The organism is Paraburkholderia sp. CNPSo 3076, assembly GCF_026343935.1.
In the GTDB taxonomy this organism is placed as follows: domain Bacteria; phylum Pseudomonadota; class Gammaproteobacteria; order Burkholderiales; family Burkholderiaceae; genus Paraburkholderia; species Paraburkholderia nodosa.
The window spans coordinates 24,882-41,065 of record NZ_JAPMAL010000044.1; the positions used below are offsets into that span (position 1 = coordinate 24,882).

At 66.2% G+C, this 16,184-nt stretch carries 13 protein-coding genes and 1 tRNA gene; 7 read left to right on the forward strand and 7 right to left on the reverse strand.

The annotated features are described in order from the left end of the window. Window positions 1-54 precede the first annotated feature (54 nt). Window positions 55-3,528, reverse strand: coding sequence for a transcription-repair coupling factor (gene mfd / locus M3A49_RS36170; protein WP_266233162.1), 3,474 nt, complete (start codon window positions 3,526-3,528; stop codon window positions 55-57). Between the two features lie 236 nt (window positions 3,529-3,764). Here mfd and ispD point away from each other — a divergent pair, with 236 nt between their 5' ends. The 3 genes from ispD (at window position 3,765) to M3A49_RS36185 (ending at window position 6,316) form a co-directional block, all read left to right on the forward strand. After that, window positions 3,765-4,484 (forward strand): 2-C-methyl-D-erythritol 4-phosphate cytidylyltransferase, encoded by a 720-nt coding sequence (ispD, locus tag M3A49_RS36175; RefSeq protein ID WP_266233163.1) that lies wholly within the window; start codon window positions 3,765-3,767, stop codon window positions 4,482-4,484. A gap of 34 nt (window positions 4,485-4,518) precedes the next feature. After that, on the forward strand, window positions 4,519-4,998 hold the full coding sequence (gene ispF, locus M3A49_RS36180; protein WP_028206967.1) for a 2-C-methyl-D-erythritol 2,4-cyclodiphosphate synthase: 480 nt from the start codon (window positions 4,519-4,521) through the stop codon (window positions 4,996-4,998). 172 nt (window positions 4,999-5,170) lie between these two features. Next, window positions 5,171-6,316, forward strand: a complete 1,146-nt coding sequence (locus M3A49_RS36185) for an acyltransferase family protein (protein WP_416339082.1) — start codon at window positions 5,171-5,173, stop codon at window positions 6,314-6,316. 18 nt (window positions 6,317-6,334) lie between these two features. Here the strand turns inward: M3A49_RS36185 and M3A49_RS36190 are convergent, their stop codons facing one another. The 3 genes from M3A49_RS36190 to ompR form a co-directional block, all read right to left on the reverse strand. Next, entirely contained in the window at window positions 6,335-6,883 is a 549-nt protein-coding gene (locus tag M3A49_RS36190; RefSeq protein WP_028206969.1) for a peroxiredoxin, read from the reverse strand. Between the two features lie 173 nt (window positions 6,884-7,056). After that, window positions 7,057-8,406, reverse strand: coding sequence for an ATP-binding protein (locus M3A49_RS36195; RefSeq protein WP_028206970.1), 1,350 nt, complete (start codon window positions 8,404-8,406; stop codon window positions 7,057-7,059). 53 nt (window positions 8,407-8,459) lie between these two features. Next, on the reverse strand, window positions 8,460-9,194 hold the full coding sequence (gene ompR / locus M3A49_RS36200; protein WP_027814652.1) for a two-component system response regulator OmpR: 735 nt from the start codon (window positions 9,192-9,194) through the stop codon (window positions 8,460-8,462). A 251-nt stretch (window positions 9,195-9,445) separates the two neighbouring features. Here ompR and M3A49_RS36205 point away from each other — a divergent pair, with 251 nt between their 5' ends. The 3 genes from M3A49_RS36205 to M3A49_RS36215 all read left to right on the forward strand — a co-directional run bounded on the left by M3A49_RS36205 (window position 9,446) and on the right by M3A49_RS36215 (window position 12,804). Continuing rightward, window positions 9,446-9,760, forward strand: coding sequence for a hypothetical protein (locus M3A49_RS36205; protein ID WP_254355862.1), 315 nt, complete (start codon window positions 9,446-9,448; stop codon window positions 9,758-9,760). Window positions 9,761-10,009: 249 nt separating this feature from the next. Beyond that, the gene (locus M3A49_RS36210) at window positions 10,010-11,500 is read left to right on the forward strand and encodes a DUF1800 domain-containing protein (RefSeq protein ID WP_266233174.1); all 1,491 of its coding nucleotides are present in this window, start codon (window positions 10,010-10,012) and stop codon (window positions 11,498-11,500) included. Window positions 11,501-11,568: 68 nt separating this feature from the next. Further along, window positions 11,569-12,804, forward strand: a complete 1,236-nt coding sequence (locus tag M3A49_RS36215; protein WP_266233165.1) for a DUF1501 domain-containing protein — start codon at window positions 11,569-11,571, stop codon at window positions 12,802-12,804. A 14-nt stretch (window positions 12,805-12,818) separates the two neighbouring features. Here M3A49_RS36215 and M3A49_RS36220 read toward each other — a convergent pair whose 3' ends face one another. Then, the gene (locus M3A49_RS36220) at window positions 12,819-13,661 is read right to left on the reverse strand and encodes a squalene/phytoene synthase family protein (protein WP_266233175.1); all 843 of its coding nucleotides are present in this window, start codon (window positions 13,659-13,661) and stop codon (window positions 12,819-12,821) included. Between the two features lie 435 nt (window positions 13,662-14,096). Between M3A49_RS36220 and M3A49_RS36225 the strand changes: the two genes are divergently transcribed. After that, window positions 14,097-14,183: transfer RNA gene (locus M3A49_RS36225), tRNA-Leu, on the forward strand. Between the two features lie 132 nt (window positions 14,184-14,315). On the opposite strand, the gene M3A49_RS36230 is transcribed toward M3A49_RS36225, so the two are convergent. Continuing rightward, complete coding sequence (locus tag M3A49_RS36230; protein ID WP_266233166.1) at window positions 14,316-14,762, reverse strand: MarR family winged helix-turn-helix transcriptional regulator; 447 nt, start codon at window positions 14,760-14,762, stop codon at window positions 14,316-14,318. A 247-nt stretch (window positions 14,763-15,009) separates the two neighbouring features. Further along, window positions 15,010-16,167: a glycerate kinase gene (locus M3A49_RS36235; protein ID WP_266233167.1), complete on the reverse strand. Its 1,158-nt coding sequence runs from the start codon at window positions 16,165-16,167 to the stop codon at window positions 15,010-15,012. Window positions 16,168-16,184 lie beyond the last annotated feature (17 nt).

Below are 16,184 nucleotides of genomic sequence, written 5' to 3' on the forward strand. Positions count from 1 at the left end.
AACGCCCGCGCAAAAGGCAATCCGCGCGGGCGTCCGATGATGCTGAAAATGCATTCAGCGCGATGCGCCAGCGCGATTGGGCGCGCCGAGCGCGCGCAACGTCTCCTTCACGGTCGCCACGCGCACCGCGAGATCGGGGCTGCGCGTTTCGATGCGCAACTTGTCCTGCCCGGCGAGCTTGATGTGCTTGTGCTTCTGCACCATCTCGATGATGCGCATAGCGTCCACGGGCGGATTCGGCACGAACTGCAGGCCAATGACCGCTTCGCCCGCATCGATCTTCGTGATGCCGAGCGGCTTGGCCGCCAGACGCAGGCGGTGCGTTTCGATCAGCGCATGCGCCTGCGCCGGCATCTTGCCGAAGCGGTCGATCAGCTCTTCCTGAATGCCGTCGATCGAATCATCGTGCTCGCAGTTCGCGAGCCGCTTGTAGAGCGACAGGCGTTCCTGCACGTCGCCGCAATAGTCGGCGGGCAGGATGGCGGGCGCGTGCAGGTTGATCTCGGTGGTCGCCGCGAGCGGCGCGTTGAGATCGGGCTCGCGGCCGTCCTTGAGCGCCTTCACGGCGTCGTTGAGCATGTCCGTATACAGCTGGAAGCCGATCTCCTGGATCTCGCCCGACTGCTTGTCGCCGAGCACCTCGCCCGTGCCGCGAATTTCCAGGTCGTGCATCGCCAGATAGAAGCCCGAGCCGAGTTCCTCCATCTGCTGAATGGCTTCGAGCCGGCGTTGCGCCTGCTTCGTGAGCCCTTGCGGATCGTGCACGAGCAAATACGCGTACGCCTGGTGGTGCGAGCGCCCGACGCGGCCGCGCAACTGGTGCAGCTGTGCGAGACCGAACTTGTCGGAACGGTGGATGAGGATCGTGTTCGCCGTCGGCACGTCGATGCCGGTCTCGATGATCGTCGTACAGAGCAGCACGTTCGCGCGTTGCGCCACGAAATCGCGCATCACGGTTTCGAGTTCGCGCTCGTGCATCTGGCCGTGCGCCACGGCGATACGTGCTTCCGGCACGAGCGCTTCGAGCATCGCACGGCGGTTCTCGATGGTCTCGACCTCGTTGTGCAGGAAGTACACCTGGCCGCCGCGCTTGAGTTCGCGCAGCATGGCCTCGCGAATCACGCTGTCTTCCTCGCGGCGCACGAACGTCTTGATGGCGAGACGCTTTTGCGGCGCGGTCGCGATCACGGAGAAGTCGCGCAGGCCTTCGAGCGCCATGCCGAGCGTACGCGGAATCGGCGTGGCGGTGAGCGTGAGTACGTCCACTTCCGCGCGCAACGCCTTGAGCGCCTCCTTCTGGCGCACGCCGAAGCGGTGCTCCTCGTCGATGATCACGAGCCCGAGGCGCTTGAACTGAACATCGGACGAAAGCAGCTTGTGCGTGCCGATCACGATATCGACGCTGCCGTCGTTGATCTGCTGGATCGCGGCGCTCACTTCCTTCGCGGTCTTGAAGCGCGACAGCTCGGCGATACGCACGGGCCAGTCGGCGAAGCGGTCCGTGAAGGTCTGCGTGTGCTGCTCGGCGAGCAGTGTGGTGGGCGAGAGAATCGCCACCTGCTTGCCGCCCATCACGGCGATGAACGCCGCGCGCAACGCCACTTCGGTCTTGCCGAAGCCCACGTCGCCGCACACGAGGCGGTCCATCGGCTTGCCGCTCGTCATGTCGCCGATCACGGCGGCGATCGCGGCGGCCTGGTCGGGCGTTTCCTCGAAGCCGAAACTCTCCGCGAATTTGACGTAGTCGCGCGGTTCGAGCGCGAACGCGTGGCCCTCGCGCGCGGCGCGGCGCGCGTAGAGATTCAGAAGCTCGGCGGCCGTGTCGCGGATCTGCTGCGCGGCCTTGCGGCGCGCTTTTTCCCACTGGCCCGAGCCGAGCGCGTGCAGCGGCGCGCTATCGGGATCGGCGCCGCTGTAGCGCGAAATCACATGCAGTTGCGAGACCGGCACGTAGAGCTTGCTGCCGTTCGCGTATTCGAGGTGCAGGAACTCGGTGTCGCCTTCGCCGAGGTCCATCGTCACCAGGCCGTGATAGCGGCCGATGCCGTGCTGCGCATGGACCACCGGATCGCCCACTTTCAGCTCGGAGAGGTCGCGCACCATCGAATCGACGTTGCTCGCCTGTTCCTGGCGGCGGCGCCCGGCGCGGCGCGCGAGCGGGCCGTAAAGCTCGGTCTCGGTGATGACCGCGAGTTCCTCGTCCGGCAGCGAGAAGCCCGTGGAGAGCGGCGCGACGCCCATCGCGAAACGCTCGTCGCCGGTGAGCCAGTCCTCGAAGCTGTCCGCGCCCGCGGGGCGCAGGTGGTTGTCGGCGAGCAGCTGCGCGATGGTTTCGCGCCGGCCCGCCGATTCCACCGCGAACAGCACGCGGTTCTTTGTCGTGTCGAGGTACGTGCGCAGCGAGGCGAGCGGGTCGTCGGCGTGGCGGTCGATCGCGAGGTTCGGCAACGCCGTGGCCCAGCCGCCCGCGCTCGTGGCGGGCAGCACGAGGCGCGCGAACGGCTTCGCGAAGGCGAAGAAGTCCTCGTCGGTCAGGAAAAGGCGCTGCGGCTCCAGGATCGGCCGCTCGCGGTCGTGCGAGAGGAAGTTGTAGCGCTGCTTCGTGTCGTTCGTGAAGCGGCGGATCGAGGTATCGAGGTCGCCCGAGAACACCAGCTGCGCGTTTGCAGGCAGATAGTGGAAGAGCGTAGCCGTCTCTTCGAAAAAGAGCGGCAGGTAGTATTCGATGCCCGCCGAAGGCACGCCGTTGCCTATGTCCTTGTAGATCGTCGCGCGGCTCGGGTCGCCCTCGAACACTTCGCGCCAGCGGCTGCGAAACGCCGTGCGCGCGGCTTCGTCAAACGGGAACTCGCGGCCGGGCAGCAGGCGCACGTCCTTCACGGGATAGAGGCTGCGCTGGCTGTCCGGATCGAACGCGCGGATCGAGTCGACCTGGTCGTCGAACAGGTCGATGCGGTAGGGCAGCGGCGAGCCCATCGGAAACAGGTCGATGAGCGAGCCGCGCACGCAGTATTCGCCCGGGCGCACCACCTGGCTCACGTGTTCGTAGCCCGCGAGCGTGAGCTGCGACTTGAGCTTCGCCTCGTCGAGGCGCTCGCCCTGCGAAAACGAGAACGTGTAGGCCGCGAGGAACGAGGCGGGCGGCATGCGGTAGAGCGCCGTGGTGGCCGGCACGATGAGAATGTCGCAGCGGCCTTCGCCGAGATCGTGCAGCGTCGCGAGGCGCTCGGAAACGAGATCCTGGTGCGGCGAGAACGTGTCGTACGGCAGCGTTTCCCAGTCGGGCAGCAGGCGCACGCGCGCCTCGGGCGCGAAGAACGGAATCTCCTGGGCGAGCCGCTGCGCGTCCACGGCGCTCGCGCAGATCACGGCCAGTAGCGGGGCGGCGCCGGTGCGCGCGGCCTCGCGGTAGCGGGCGATCAGGAGCGCGTCGGACGAGCCGTGCGTGCCATCGAACGCGTAGCGCTGGCCCGGCTTGACGACGGCAACGGGGGACGGAGATTGCGAGGAAGCGGCGATATCGGACATGGGCAACAGGGTGGCCGACGCTTGTGTCGGCGCTTGTGTCGGTATGGTGGCCAGTTCAGTTCGGGCACGTGCAACGCCGGAATATGGGGGCCGGTTTGCGGTCTTCAAGTGAATCCGGCGCGTTTTTCCTTACGTTGCGCGGGCATTTTATGGCCGTTTTGCGGGCGTCCGGCGTGCGGGTGAGGGACCTATTATAAAATCCGTCCTTTACTTTGACTCATGCGGCTCGCGACACCGTGACTTCACGCCTCTTTGCCCTGATTCCGTGCGCCGGCACCGGCAGCCGTTCGGGCTCGGCCATGCCGAAACAATATCGAATCGTTGCCGGACGCGACCTCCTGCACTATACGCTTGCCGCCTTTGACGCCTGCAACGAATTCTCGCAGACGCTCGTGGTGATTTCTCCCGACGATAACCACTTCGACGCCCGGCGCTTCGGCGGCTTGCGCTTTGCCGTGCGCCGCTGCGGCGGCGCCTCGCGCCAGGCGTCGGTCTACAACGGCCTCGCCGCGCTCGCCGAATTCGGCGCAACCGACGACGACTGGGTGCTCGTGCACGACGCCGCGCGCCCCGGCATCACGCCCGCGCTGATCCGCGCGCTCGTCGAGTCGCTCAAGGACGACCCCGTGGGGGGCATCATGGCGCTGCCGGTGGCCGACACGCTCAAGCGCGTCGCGCCGAAGGATCCCGCGGCGCCCGGCGCGCATATCGCGCGCACCGAGTCGCGCGACGGCCTCTGGCAGGCCCAGACCCCGCAGATGTTCCGCATCGGCATGCTGCGCACGGCCATCGAGCGCGCGCAGCAAGACGGCCACGATCTCACCGACGAGGCGAGCGCGATCGAATGGCTCGGCCACGCGCCGCGACTCGTGCAGGGCAGTCTGCGTAACTTCAAGGTGACGTACCCCGAAGATTTCGCGCTCGCCGAAGCGATCCTCAGCCGCCCCGCGGAGTAAGCGCGCCGCAATCCCTTTACCCGGAATCCCAAACATGGACATCAGAATCGGACAAGGCTACGACGTGCACGCGCTGGTGCCCGGCCGCCCGCTCGTGCTCGGCGGCGTGACGATCCCCTACGATCGCGGCCTGCTCGGCCACTCGGACGCCGACGTGCTGCTGCACGCCATCACCGACGCGCTGTTCGGCGCTGCCGCGCTCGGCGACATCGGCCGCCATTTCCCCGACACCGACAAGCAATTCTATGGCGCGAACAGCCGCGTGCTGCTGCGCGAATGCCTGCGCCGCGTGCAGGAGGCGGGCTTTACGCTGATGAACGTCGATACCACGGTGATCGCGCAGGCGCCCAAGCTCGCGCCGCACATCGAATCGATGCGCCAGACGATCGCCGAAGACCTGAACCTGCCGGTCGAGCGCGTCAACGTGAAGGCGAAGACGAATGAAAAGCTCGGCTATCTCGGCCGCAGCGAAGGGATCGAAGCGCAGGCGGCGGTACTGCTGCTGCGCGCGTGAGCGGTTATTCAACCGACATTTTGAAGGGTTGAACGGCGGGAGCAGGGCGCGTGCCTGCTCCGCACCTGACGGCGATGATTGCAGCTGCAATCATCGCCGCTGCTTTTCTTGCCGATTAATTTTCCGTTTTTTTCGTCCCATACTGAACCGGTAACCGGAAGTGGGGAGGACGATGGCGGGAGTTGAAAGACGCGTGAAAGGCCTCGATGGCCTGCGGGCGCTGGCAGTGGTGCTCGTGTTCCTCTCGCACAAGGCCCACGTCGACGCGATCGATGCGGGCAAGATCGGCGTCTGGCTGTTCTTTCTGATCAGCGGCTATCTGATCATCGGTGAGCTGCATCGCAATCGGGTCCGCATCGAGCAACACGGCGCGCGCACGGCCGCGCTGCTGTACGTCTTTTTCATGAAGCGCACGCTGCGCATTTTTCCCGTGTATTACCTGCTGCTCGTGGCGCTCACCATCGCGCATGCGAGCTTTTATCAGCGCGATGTCGATCTCGGGCTCGCCTGGCATTTCGTATTCCTCTCCAATTACTGGATCGGCGTGGTGCACGACGGCTGGCCCGGCACCGTGTCGCATTTCTGGAGCCTCGCGGTCGAGCAGCAGTTCTATCTCGTCGCGCCATTCGCGCTGCTGTTCGTGCGTGCGTCGCGCCATCTCGCGCTCTGCGCCGTGGTCATCGCGGCGGCCGCGTGCGCGCATCTCGCGCTGTACGAGGAAGGGGCGATCGCGCCGCTCATCTACGCATTCTCGCCGTGGAATTTCGCCATGCTGGCGCTCGGCGGCGCACTGGCGATTGGCGGCGCGCGCGTGCCGTTGCGCCCGGGCACGTTGAGCGCGCTGTGGTTCGTTGGCGCGTGTGCGGCGATCGCCGGCTTCGCGCTGGCGCGCGCCGATTGTGCTGACTGCGCCGAAGGCGTGACGAGCGCGACGATGCTGCCGGGCTGCTTCGACATCGGGCTCGCGCTCTCGCTCGGCGCGTTGTTCCTGTGGCTCGTGCGTCGTCAGGACAGCGTACTGGTCGCGGCGCTGGAACTGCGGCCGCTGGCCTGGCTCGGCACGATCAGCTACGGCTTCTATCTGTTTCACAACCTCGTGCCGGCGCGTCTTGGCGTGGCGCCGGGGCTCTATGCGCGGCTTCACGTGCCCGAGGTGGCGCAGCCGGTCCTCGCGCTCGTGCTGCAGTTCGCACTGGCCGTGCTGCTCGCGCATCTGTCGTGGCAGGTGCTCGAAAAGCGCGTGCTCGAGTGGAAGCGGCCGCTCGAAACGGCGATACGCAACCGCCTGCCCACCCGCGCGGCAGCGAGCCAGACGTGATGCGCGGCGGCGCGTAGCCTAGAGCGTTCCGCCGCCGACTTCGCGGCCGTCCGGACACAGCTCGCCGGTCTGCAACCCATCGAGCACGCGCAGCACTTCTTCGGCGCTGCGCCCGACGTTGAGGTTGTTCACCGTGACATGCTGGATGGTGTTGTCGGGATCGACGATGAACGTCGCGCGCAACGCCACGCCCGCTTCCTTGTCGCGTATGCCGAGCTGATCGATGAGTTCGCCCTTCACGTCGCCGAACGAATAGTGATTGAGGCGATCGAGTGTCTTGTCCTCGCGTCGCCACGCGAGCTTCACATATTCGTTGTCGCAACTGCCGCCCATCACGACCGTTTCGCGGTCATCGAATTCCTTGATGAGCCCGGCGAACGCGACGATCTCGGTGGGGCAAACGAGCGTGAAATCCTTGGGGTAGAAATAGATGACCTTCCACTTGTTGGCGAAGGTCTGCTCGGTGATCTCGGTGAACGCCGATTCGCCGTTTTCTTCGGGATGGTTGAAGCCGGGCTTCGCGGCCGTGACGGTAAAAGCTTCGAGTTTGTCGCCGACGGTTTTCATGGCGGAGGTCCTCATACGAGAGACGGGCCGGGCGGCCCGCATTGCCGCCGCGTGCGCGGTGCCAGACTCGGCCACATGCGGCGGCGTGCCCATGAAAACGATTGTCGCAGGTGCGGGCGGCGCGTGGTGCGACGGTGCGCCGCCGCCGGGTCTCGCTCAGGAGCGAAAGAGGCTCAGGCGCCCTTGGCGAGCGGGAACTCGATCGTTACTTCGAGCCCCGGGCCTGGCAGCCGGTTGCGCAGACGCAGCGCGCCGCGATAGCGACCCACGAGGCGCTGCACGATGGCCATACCGAGTCCCGTGCCGTTCGCCTGCGTACGAGCCGTATCGACGCGGTAGAACGGCCGCGTGACGAGCGGGAGCTGATCCTCGGGAATGCCCGGGCCTTCGTCGACCACGGAAAGTTCGACGCGCGAATGAGAGACGCGCGTTTCGAGCATGATGTGCGGAATGCCGTCGGTTTCGCTCGCGCCGTACTTGCGGGCGTTCTCGATCAGGTTGCCCACGACGCGGCGCATGTCGGTGTCGTCGGCTTCGATCATGGCCGAAGGCGCGAGCCGCGTGATGAGACGCACGCCATCTTCGCTCGCCATGCGCCCGGCCATCTCGCCGGCGATGACCGAGAGGTCGACGCGCTCGGGCATGCGCTGGGCGGGCCGTGCGTAATCGAGGAAGCGGCCGATGATCATGTCCATCTGCTCGATGTCGTCGATCATCGCGTCCTTGGTGGCCTGGTCGGACGGACTCATCTCCGTCTCGAGCCGCAGGCGCGCGAGCGGCGTGCGCAGATCGTGCGAGATGCCCGCGAGCATCAGCGCGCGGTCGGCCTCCAGCTGCTCGAGGTCCCGCACCATCTGGTTGAACGAGCGATTCGTTTCGGCCGCGACGCCCATGCCGCTCTCAGGCAACGGCGCGGGCGGCTGGCCCGAGCCCAGCATGCGCGCCGACATGGCGAGACGCGCGAATGGCCGGTTCACGAGACTCGTGATGAAGGCCGCCCCGAAGAGCGATAGCGCAAGCGCAGAGACACCCCATCCGACCCACTGCAGGCCTGTGACGTTGTCGAGCTGGTCGCGGTCGAGCGCGACCCAGTAGTCGTCTTCGTCGATCTTGAAGCTGATCCACACGCCCGGAATGTCGTTCACGGACTGCGCGATCACGGTGTCGTCGCCAAGACGCCCGCGGATGTCGTGCTCGATCAGGCGATTGAGCGATTCGTCGGGCTGAAGCTTGTATTTGTCGGTGGTTTCGCGCGGGTACACGCGCACGCCCTCGTTGCTCTCCAGATCCTGCAGCAACGCGCGGCGCAGATCGGGATCGGAGTAGAGGAGCGCCGTGCGCGTGAGCTTCACGATCGCGACGAGCTGGAGCGCCACGCGCTGCGCGCGCGGCTCCCGCTCGATCACGCGAAAGCTCTGGAACCACGCGGCGAGACTCACTGCGATGAGAAGGGCGATCAGCAGGAAGGTGCGCCAGAACAGATCGCCGAACGCGAGCGTGAGCAAACGCCGGTCAATCCGCATGGACCCTTCCCGTTTCAACAGAGGCAGTGCAGACAACGAGACTCCATCCAGGATCACGCGGCGCCGTCGGGAATGAACACGTAGCCGAGGCCCCAAACCGTTTGAATGAAACGCGGGCTGCCCGGATCGGGTTCGATGAGCTTGCGCAGGCGCGAGATCTGCACGTCGAGGCTGCGGTCGAACACTTCGTATTCACGGCCGCGCGCCAGCTCCATGAGCTTTTCGCGGGAGAGCGGTTGGCGCGGATGACGCGCGAACACCTTGAGCACCGAGAATTCGCCCGTGGTGAGCGGAATTTCCTGGCCGGCCTTGGTGAGCGTACGCGTGGCGAGATTCAACGCGAATTCGCCGAACTCGAACACTTCGGTGGTTTCCGAGGGCGCGCCCGGCAGTTCGGACGGCGCCTGACGGCGCAGCACCGCGTGAATGCGTGCGACGAGTTCGCGCGGGTTGAAGGGCTTGGGTAAATAGTCGTCGGCACCCATTTCGAGGCCGACGATGCGGTCCACGTCCTCGCCCTTGGCGGTGAGCATGATGATGGGCGTGCGGTCGTTGCTGCCGCGCAGACGCCGGCAGATCGACAGGCCGTCTTCGCCTGGCAGCATGAGGTCGAGCACCAGCAGGTCGAAACGCTCGCGCACCCACAGCTTGTTCATGGCGGGGGCGTTTTCGGCCACATAGACATTGAAGCCCTGCTCGCCGAGATAGCGGCGCAGGAGGTCCCGCAGTCGGGGATCGTCATCGACAACGAGAATTTTGGACGGGTTTTTGGTTTCCATGCCTGGCATCTTAGCGCGATTGGATACTGATGCGAGTTTGCACCAATTATCAGGTTACAGTCAGTTACAAAATTTACCCGTGCTGTGCCACGACCGCAAGCACCGACAGATAGACTTCTTTACGTAAAGCGGCAGTTCGGTAGATACTTCATTCGACTTTAAAATTCATGCCCGCGCCGAGCCGGGTTCGCACATGTATTCGAGGTAGCCGTTTGCCGCGTCAAGAAGGGAACAAAACGATGGGAGGGGTCAGGCCGACAATGCGCCATACCATGCTTGCACTGGCGCTAGCCGGTGGCGTGGCGGCCGCACTGGAGTCGGTGCCGGCCCGGGCCCAGCCCTCCGCAGACCGCTACGAGAACTCGCTGTCCTCCGCTCGCTCGCCGGGCAGCAAACCGTCGATGCGGCGCGTACGCAGCGACACGATCCCGCGCCCCGCATCGGACATCAACCAGCGTCCCGCAGTTCCCCCCGATCTCGATCAGCGTCGCCGCGACGGCCATATGACGCCCGACGAACGGCGCCTCTTGCGCCAGCACATCGAAGACGCCGTGCGCGAACTGTACAAGCGCTGATACTGCGGCGCGCGTAAATGCCGCTCTGCTGCGATAACGTTTACGCGATTTTCTCCTGGCACCTCGCGCACGCCTTTCTCGCGGCTTTCATGATTTTATCGGTATCGAAGCGTGCATTGGTGCACTCGCGCTGCCGAAACGCGCTGAAAAATACCGTAGCAATTGCACCGTCAACATCCGTTTCGCCACAGCCGTTAAGCCGGTACATTCAATGACTGCGCCGACGGATTCGTCGTGCGCCCATTCATCATGAGCGACTCCAGACGGTCGAGGCCAAACGCGCAATCCGCCGCCCACGTAGCGGCGCCCGACGACGGCGCGGATGCGCTGCTCGACGCCGACGATGCCCGCCATCTTCTGGTGCGCACGGGCTTCGCGCCGCGCGAGAGCGAAGTCGAACCCTATGTGGGCCTCACGCGAGAGCAGGCTGTCGCGCGGCTCGTCGGCAGCGCGCGCCGCGAGGCGCTCACGCCGCTGCCCGCATGGAGCGCCGAAGTGCCGCCGAGCCGGGCACAGCGCAGCGCGTGGACCCCCGAAGAACGCCAGCAAGCGCAGCGCCAGCGTGGTGCGCGCTACGACGAATTGCGCGCATGGTGGCTGCGCGAGATGCTCGTCACGCCTTCGGCGCTGACTGAGCGCATGACGCTCTTCTGGCACAACCACTTCACCTCGGGTCAGGACAAAGTCGGCGAGCCGCAGTTGATGGCCGCGCAAAACGCGCTGTTGCGGCGCGATGCGCTGGGCAGTTTCGCGGGCATGCTGCACGCGGTCGCCAAGGACCCCGCTATGCTGCTTTACCTCGACGGCGCGAGCAATCGCAAGGGCCGGCCCAACGAGAATTTCGCGCGTGAAGTGATGGAACTGTTCACGCTGGGCGAAGGGCAGTACTCGCAGCGTGACGTTGCCGAAGCGGCGCGCGCCTATACGGGTTGGAGCCTCGATCCCGACACCGAGGCGTTCGTCTGGCGCGCCGACTTGCACGACGACGGCGAAAAGACCGTGCTGGGACGCAGCGGTGCATTCGACGGCGACCAGGTGCTCGACATCCTGCTCGCGCAGCCGCAAACTGCCCGGTATGTGTCGGCGAGGCTTTGGCGCGAGTTCATCTCCGCGACGCCTGACGAGGAGCAGCTCACAAACGTCGCCGATCGGTTTCACTCAAGTGGCTATGAAGTCGGCGCTGCGCTTCGCGCGCTCTTAACCACTCCCGCGTTCTGGGATGAAAGCAATCGGGGCGTGCTCGTGAGTTCGCCGGTGGAGTTCATCGTCGGCACGATGCGGCGCTTCGATGTGGCCTATGGCGATACGCTGCCGTTCGCGCGCCGCTCGGCCGCGTTGGGCGAGAACCTGTTCTATCCGCCGAACGTGAAGGGGTGGCCGGGCGGGGCATCGTGGATCAATAGCTCGACGCTGCTCGCGCGCAAGCAGTTCGTCGAGCAGCTGTTTCGTGCGACGGAAGCAGGGCGACCGCATGCTTCGGCCGCAGCGACGAAGATCACGGCAAGCATGCCGCAAAACGCGATGCGGCATGACGCCTTGCAAGGCGGCATGCGCTTCGATCTGGACGGCTGGCTCTCGCGCTTCGGTCTCACCGCCGAAGCCACGCCCGGCCTTTCCGCGCAGTTGCAGATGCAGCACGCAGTCCTGCCGCTTGCGCCTGTCGATGCGATCGCAGTTGGCAGTAGCTCGAGTTCATATCTCCAGGCACTGCTGATGGATCCGGTGTATCAGTTGAAGTGAAGCATGGATATGAATAGCCGAATCCCCGGCGGCAGTGTGCGCCGCCGCACTGACGAGCGAGGCAAGCCATGAAGCGACGCGACTTTCTTGCAGCCGGTGCGACGGCGGTCGCCGCGACGGCTGGTTCCGGGCTATGGCTGCCTCGCGCTGCGCGCGCGCAAGGCGCGGCGCCCATGCACCCGGGCACGGCGAGCGGCTACGAGAACCTGCTGATTCTCGTCGAGCTGAAGGGCGGCAACGACGGACTCAACACCGTCGTGCCTTTTGCCGATCCGCTCTATTACCGCTACCGGCAAACGATCGGCGTGCCGCGCGCACAGGCGATACAACTGGACGAGCGCACGGCGCTCCATCCGGCGCTCGCGCCGCTCATGCCGATGTGGCGCGCGCACGAGCTCGCGATCGTGCAGGGGGTGAGCTACGCGCAGCCCAATCTGTCGCACTTTCGATCGATCGAGATCTGGGACACGGCTTCGCGCTCCAACGAATATCTGCGCGAGGGCTGGCTCACGCGCGCGTTCGCACGCGAGCCGGTGCCGTCCGGCTTCGCCGCCGATGCGCTCGTGCTCGGCAGCGCCGAGATGGGCCCGCTCTCGAACGGCGCGCGCGCCATCGCGCTCGTGAATCCGGCGCAGTTCGCGCGCGCTTCGCGCCTCGTCACGCCGATCTCGCTCAAGGAACACAATCCCGCGCTCGCGCATATCCTCGATGTTGAGAACGACATCGTGCACGCCGCCGATGCGCTGCGGCCGCGCCCGGGCAACTACGCGCTGAAGACTGCATTTCCGGCCGGCGCATTCGGCACCTCGATCAAAACGGCAATGCAGGCGCTCGCCTCGAGCGACACGCCGCAAGGCGCGCCGGTGGCGGGCCGCGGTGTCGCGGTGATTCGTCTGACGCTGAACGGCTTCGACACGCACCAGAACCAGCCGCAGCGCCACGCCGACTTGCTGCGCCAGTTCGCCTCGGGCATGGCGGCGATGCGCTCGGCGCTCGTGGAACTCGGACGTTGGGACCGCACGCTCATCGTGACGTATGCGGAATTCGGGCGGCGCGTGCGTGAGAATCAAAGCCGCGGCACCGATCACGGTACGGCTTCGGCGCATTTCGTCGCGGGCGGGCGGGTGGCGGGCGGGCTCTATGGTCAGGCGCCGCAACTCACGCGGCTCGACGGCAACGGCAATCTGCCGGTGGGCGTCGATTTCAGGCAGATCTATGCGACCGTGCTAGGCCCCTGGTGGGGCCACGACGCGCAGGCCGTGCTGCAGCAGCGCTTCGAGCCGCTGCCGTTGCTGCGCGCGTAGCGCGGCCGCGAGCTTCAACTACGCCGCGCGGCGCGCCAGGCGATCCACAGCTTGCGCACCGGCGTGAGCACGATCTGCTGATGCAGCACCTGGTAGCCTTCGCGCTCGACTTCGTCGAGCAGCGCCAGTTCGAGCGCCGCGAGCGCACGCAAGGTGCGCTGGTCGCGCCGCGCCGAAGCGGGAATCGCGTCGAGCGCGGCCTGGACTGATGCGCGCGCGCGCGAGGTCTGGAACTGCATCAGCTCGGTGAACTCCGCGCTGTAGCGCCGGTTGATGAGATCGGCGGCGGTGACGTTGTAGCGCTGCAATTCGTCGATGGGCACGTAGATGCGGCCATGGCGCGCGTCGTTGCCGATTTCCGGCACGAACTGCGCGAGCATCAGTGCGTTGCCGAGAGGGGCGGCCCAGCGTGCGGCGTCCTGGCGATCTTCGTCGGTGCGCGCACTCAGTTGCGCGATGAGCGAGGCGAACGTGCCGCCCACACCCTGCATATAGCGGCGCAGATTCGGCAGATCGAGATAACGCGCCTGCTCGAAGTCCATCTCGAAGCCGGCGAGCAGCGCTTGCAGATCGGGATAGACGGCGCTCGCATCGCCGAGATGCTCGGCGAGCGCCTGGGTGACCGGATGCGCCGGTTTGCCTGCGGCGAGCGCGGCCAGTTCCTTTTGCCACCAGGCGAGCTTCGTGCGGCCGACGGTGGGATCGCTCGTTTCTTTCGCGGTTTCCTCGAGTTCGCGGCGCAGCGCGAAGAGGGCGGTCAGGAGCGGCTGGCGCGCAGCGCGGGCCTGACGCAGCGCATAGTAAGTGCTCGAACCAGGGGGAGCCGCCTTTTGCTGGCAGTAGTCGTCGAAGTTCACGGCATTCGGAGATGTGGGGCGAAGCGGCTCGCGCGGCGGCCAGAGCGCGCCGCGACGGTAGAGCCGCGATTCTAGCATCGGCGCGGCTTTCGGCCGGCCCGGCAGGGCGGGCCGGCGCGCGGATCGATGCACGGGTCGATGCGCTGGCATGCCCCGTCGCGCACTGCTTTCGGGATGCAGACAAGCGCCAGTCAATCGGTTAGAATCTCGCGCTTGCGCTTTCTGACGCTTAGCTGGAAGCGCGCAGCCGGCCCATAATGAAGCATCGCTGCCGGCGGGCGCAGTCAGAAAGCAGGCTGGATTGCGGGCGAGGTGGATAACACCGCGTCCGGCGTCTCACGAGGACTCGATCAGTCGGCATGTCGCACAGGGTTGTATCGCACGCGTTGTTCGCAGCGGTCCTGCCGGGCGCAACAAGACAAGCGCAAAGAATTCGCGTGAGTGGCGAAATTGGTAGACGCACCAGGTTTAGGTCCTGACGCCCGCAAGGGTGTGCCGGTTCGAGTCCGGCCTCACGCACCAAAGTAAAAAGGCCATGTACCTTCCGGTACGTGGCCTTTTTGTTTGTGCACGGCTTGCGCGAAGCACTCGCGATGGCGGCTTGACGCTGGCCGCCATCTGTTTGGCTTATTGCCTCTGCTCGTTCGTACTGCCTTACAGTTCAGTCTGCACGGCTTCGATCACCTTGTCGAGCGCGCGCGCGAGTGCGTCGCGTTCCTTGTCGTCGAGGCTCGCGAAGAGGTCGACATTCCACTTGCGCGCGATGGGCATGACCTTGCGATACAGCGCGCGTCCGTCGGTTGTGAGCGAAACGAGCACGAGGCGTCCGTCCTCCTCGCTCGTGTTGCGCTGCATGAGGCCGCGGCGCATCAACGCCTCGGCTGCACGGCTTGCCTGGCTCTTGTCGAGATTCGCGTGACGCGCAAGCTCCATCACGGAAAACGGGCCGAACGCCCCCACAGCTGCAATGAGCCGAGCCTCCGGAAGTGTGATGCCGAGCTTCGCCTGGTAGCGTTCGCTCGCGCCACGTTCGGAGAGTTTGTTCAGGACATGCAGCCGATAGGTGAGGAATTGTTCGAGTCCGGCTTTGCTTGCCTTCATGGGAGTCCTGGTCTGGTCGCTTGGGAAGGGCGCGACACGTGTCGCGATTCCATAATTGTTGCCCCATCTCGCGCGCGGGTCAACGCATCCTAACCCTTGTCGAGCGCATCCGATGCGGCGCACGAATCTATTAATCGCTTACTGCGGAATGCGTGGCGTGCCGAGGTCATGAAGCTGGCCGCGATCTGGCCACCCGGGGAAGGGCAACGAGGCCGGGGCGGCGGGCCCCGGCCGGTCTGCCCGGATCTTAGTTGGATGTACGCGCAGCGTATTTGAGGCGGCCGAGTTGCTCCGCTTCGTTGGCGAGCAGGCGTGCGGCGTCGCGAATCGCGGTTTCGAGCGTGATGGGGCCCGGCGCGGGCGAGAAGCAGCCGCTGAAGTGCTCCGCGAGCCGCGGCAGGGCGGCTGCGTCCACGGCGCCCGAGAGCAGCGTGGCCGGCACCCCGAGGGCCGCGGCGTGGCGGCAGGCGATGAACGGCGCCTTGCCGTGCAGCGTTTGTACGTCGGAGCGGCCTTCGCCGGTGATGAGCCAGTCCGCGCGATCGAGCGCTTCGTCCAGACCGATGGTGCGCGCAACGACTTCGGCGCCGGGCTCGAAGCTCGCGCCGAGCATGCGCAGCGCGAAACCCAGGCCGCCGGCCGCGCCGGAACCGGCTTCGTCGCGCACGCGAGGGCCCAGCGCCGCTTCGAGCAGATCGGCGAACCGGCCGAGCGCCGCGTCGATCGGCGCGACCTGCTCCGGCGTCACGCCTTTTTGCGGGCCGAACACGGCGGTTGCGCCATGCTCGCCCGTAAGCGGATTGTCCACGTCGGACATGCCGACGAACGATGCCTCGCGAAGCCGCGCGTCGAGCCCGGAAACGTCCACCCGCGCCACTTGCGCGAGCGCTTGCGGCGTGGGCTCGAGGGGCTTGTCCGCGGCGTCGAAGAGTTGCAGGCCGAGGCCCGCGAGCAGGCCGGCGCCGGCGTCGTTGGTGCTGCTGCCGCCGAGCGCCACGTAAAAGCGCCGCACGCCTTCGTCGAGCAGCGCGCGGATCGCTTCGCCCACGCCGCGGGTGCTGCGCGCGTCCACCGGCACGCCCATGCCCACCGGGTCCGTGATGCCGACAATCTCGGCAGTTTCGACGATCGCGCTGCCGTCGTGCAGCAGGCCCACTGCGGAGTCGCGCTTCGGGCCCGCTGCGCCTTCCACGGTGAGTACGCGGCGCTCGCCGCCCATCGACAGCATCGCGTCGAGCGTGCCTTCGCCGCCGTCGGCCATGGGGCGGATGCGGATGTCGGCGTCGGCGCGCACGCGGCGGATGCCCTCGGCGATCGCGGCAGCGACCCCGTCCGCGCTGAGCGAGCCTTTGAAAGAATCAGGAGCAATGACGATAACGGGAGCGTCAGGCGACGAATTCGGCATGGTGTCTCTGCTGGAAG

Excerpts from the sequence above, each read along its gene's own strand:
- mfd (WP_266233162.1), bottom strand. The coding sequence starts at position 3,528 with ATGTCCGATATCGCCGCTTCCTCGCAATCTCCGTCCCCCGTTGCCGTC.
- ispF (WP_028206967.1), top strand. The coding sequence starts at position 4,519 with ATGGACATCAGAATCGGACAAGGCTACGACGTGCACGCGCTGGTGCCC.
- M3A49_RS36185 (WP_416339082.1), top strand. The coding sequence starts at position 5,171 with ATGGCGGGAGTTGAAAGACGCGTGAAAGGCCTCGATGGCCTGCGGGCG.
- M3A49_RS36190 (WP_028206969.1), bottom strand. The coding sequence starts at position 6,883 with ATGAAAACCGTCGGCGACAAACTCGAAGCTTTTACCGTCACGGCCGCG.
- M3A49_RS36195 (WP_028206970.1), bottom strand. The coding sequence starts at position 8,406 with ATGCGGATTGACCGGCGTTTGCTCACGCTCGCGTTCGGCGATCTGTTC.
- ompR (WP_027814652.1), bottom strand. The coding sequence starts at position 9,194 with ATGCCAGGCATGGAAACCAAAAACCCGTCCAAAATTCTCGTTGTCGAT.
- M3A49_RS36205 (WP_254355862.1), top strand. The coding sequence starts at position 9,446 with ATGCGCCATACCATGCTTGCACTGGCGCTAGCCGGTGGCGTGGCGGCC.
- M3A49_RS36210 (WP_266233174.1), top strand. The coding sequence starts at position 10,010 with ATGAGCGACTCCAGACGGTCGAGGCCAAACGCGCAATCCGCCGCCCAC.
- M3A49_RS36215 (WP_266233165.1), top strand. The coding sequence starts at position 11,569 with ATGAAGCGACGCGACTTTCTTGCAGCCGGTGCGACGGCGGTCGCCGCG.
- M3A49_RS36230 (WP_266233166.1), bottom strand. The coding sequence starts at position 14,762 with ATGAAGGCAAGCAAAGCCGGACTCGAACAATTCCTCACCTATCGGCTG.
- M3A49_RS36235 (WP_266233167.1), bottom strand. The coding sequence starts at position 16,167 with ATGCCGAATTCGTCGCCTGACGCTCCCGTTATCGTCATTGCTCCTGAT.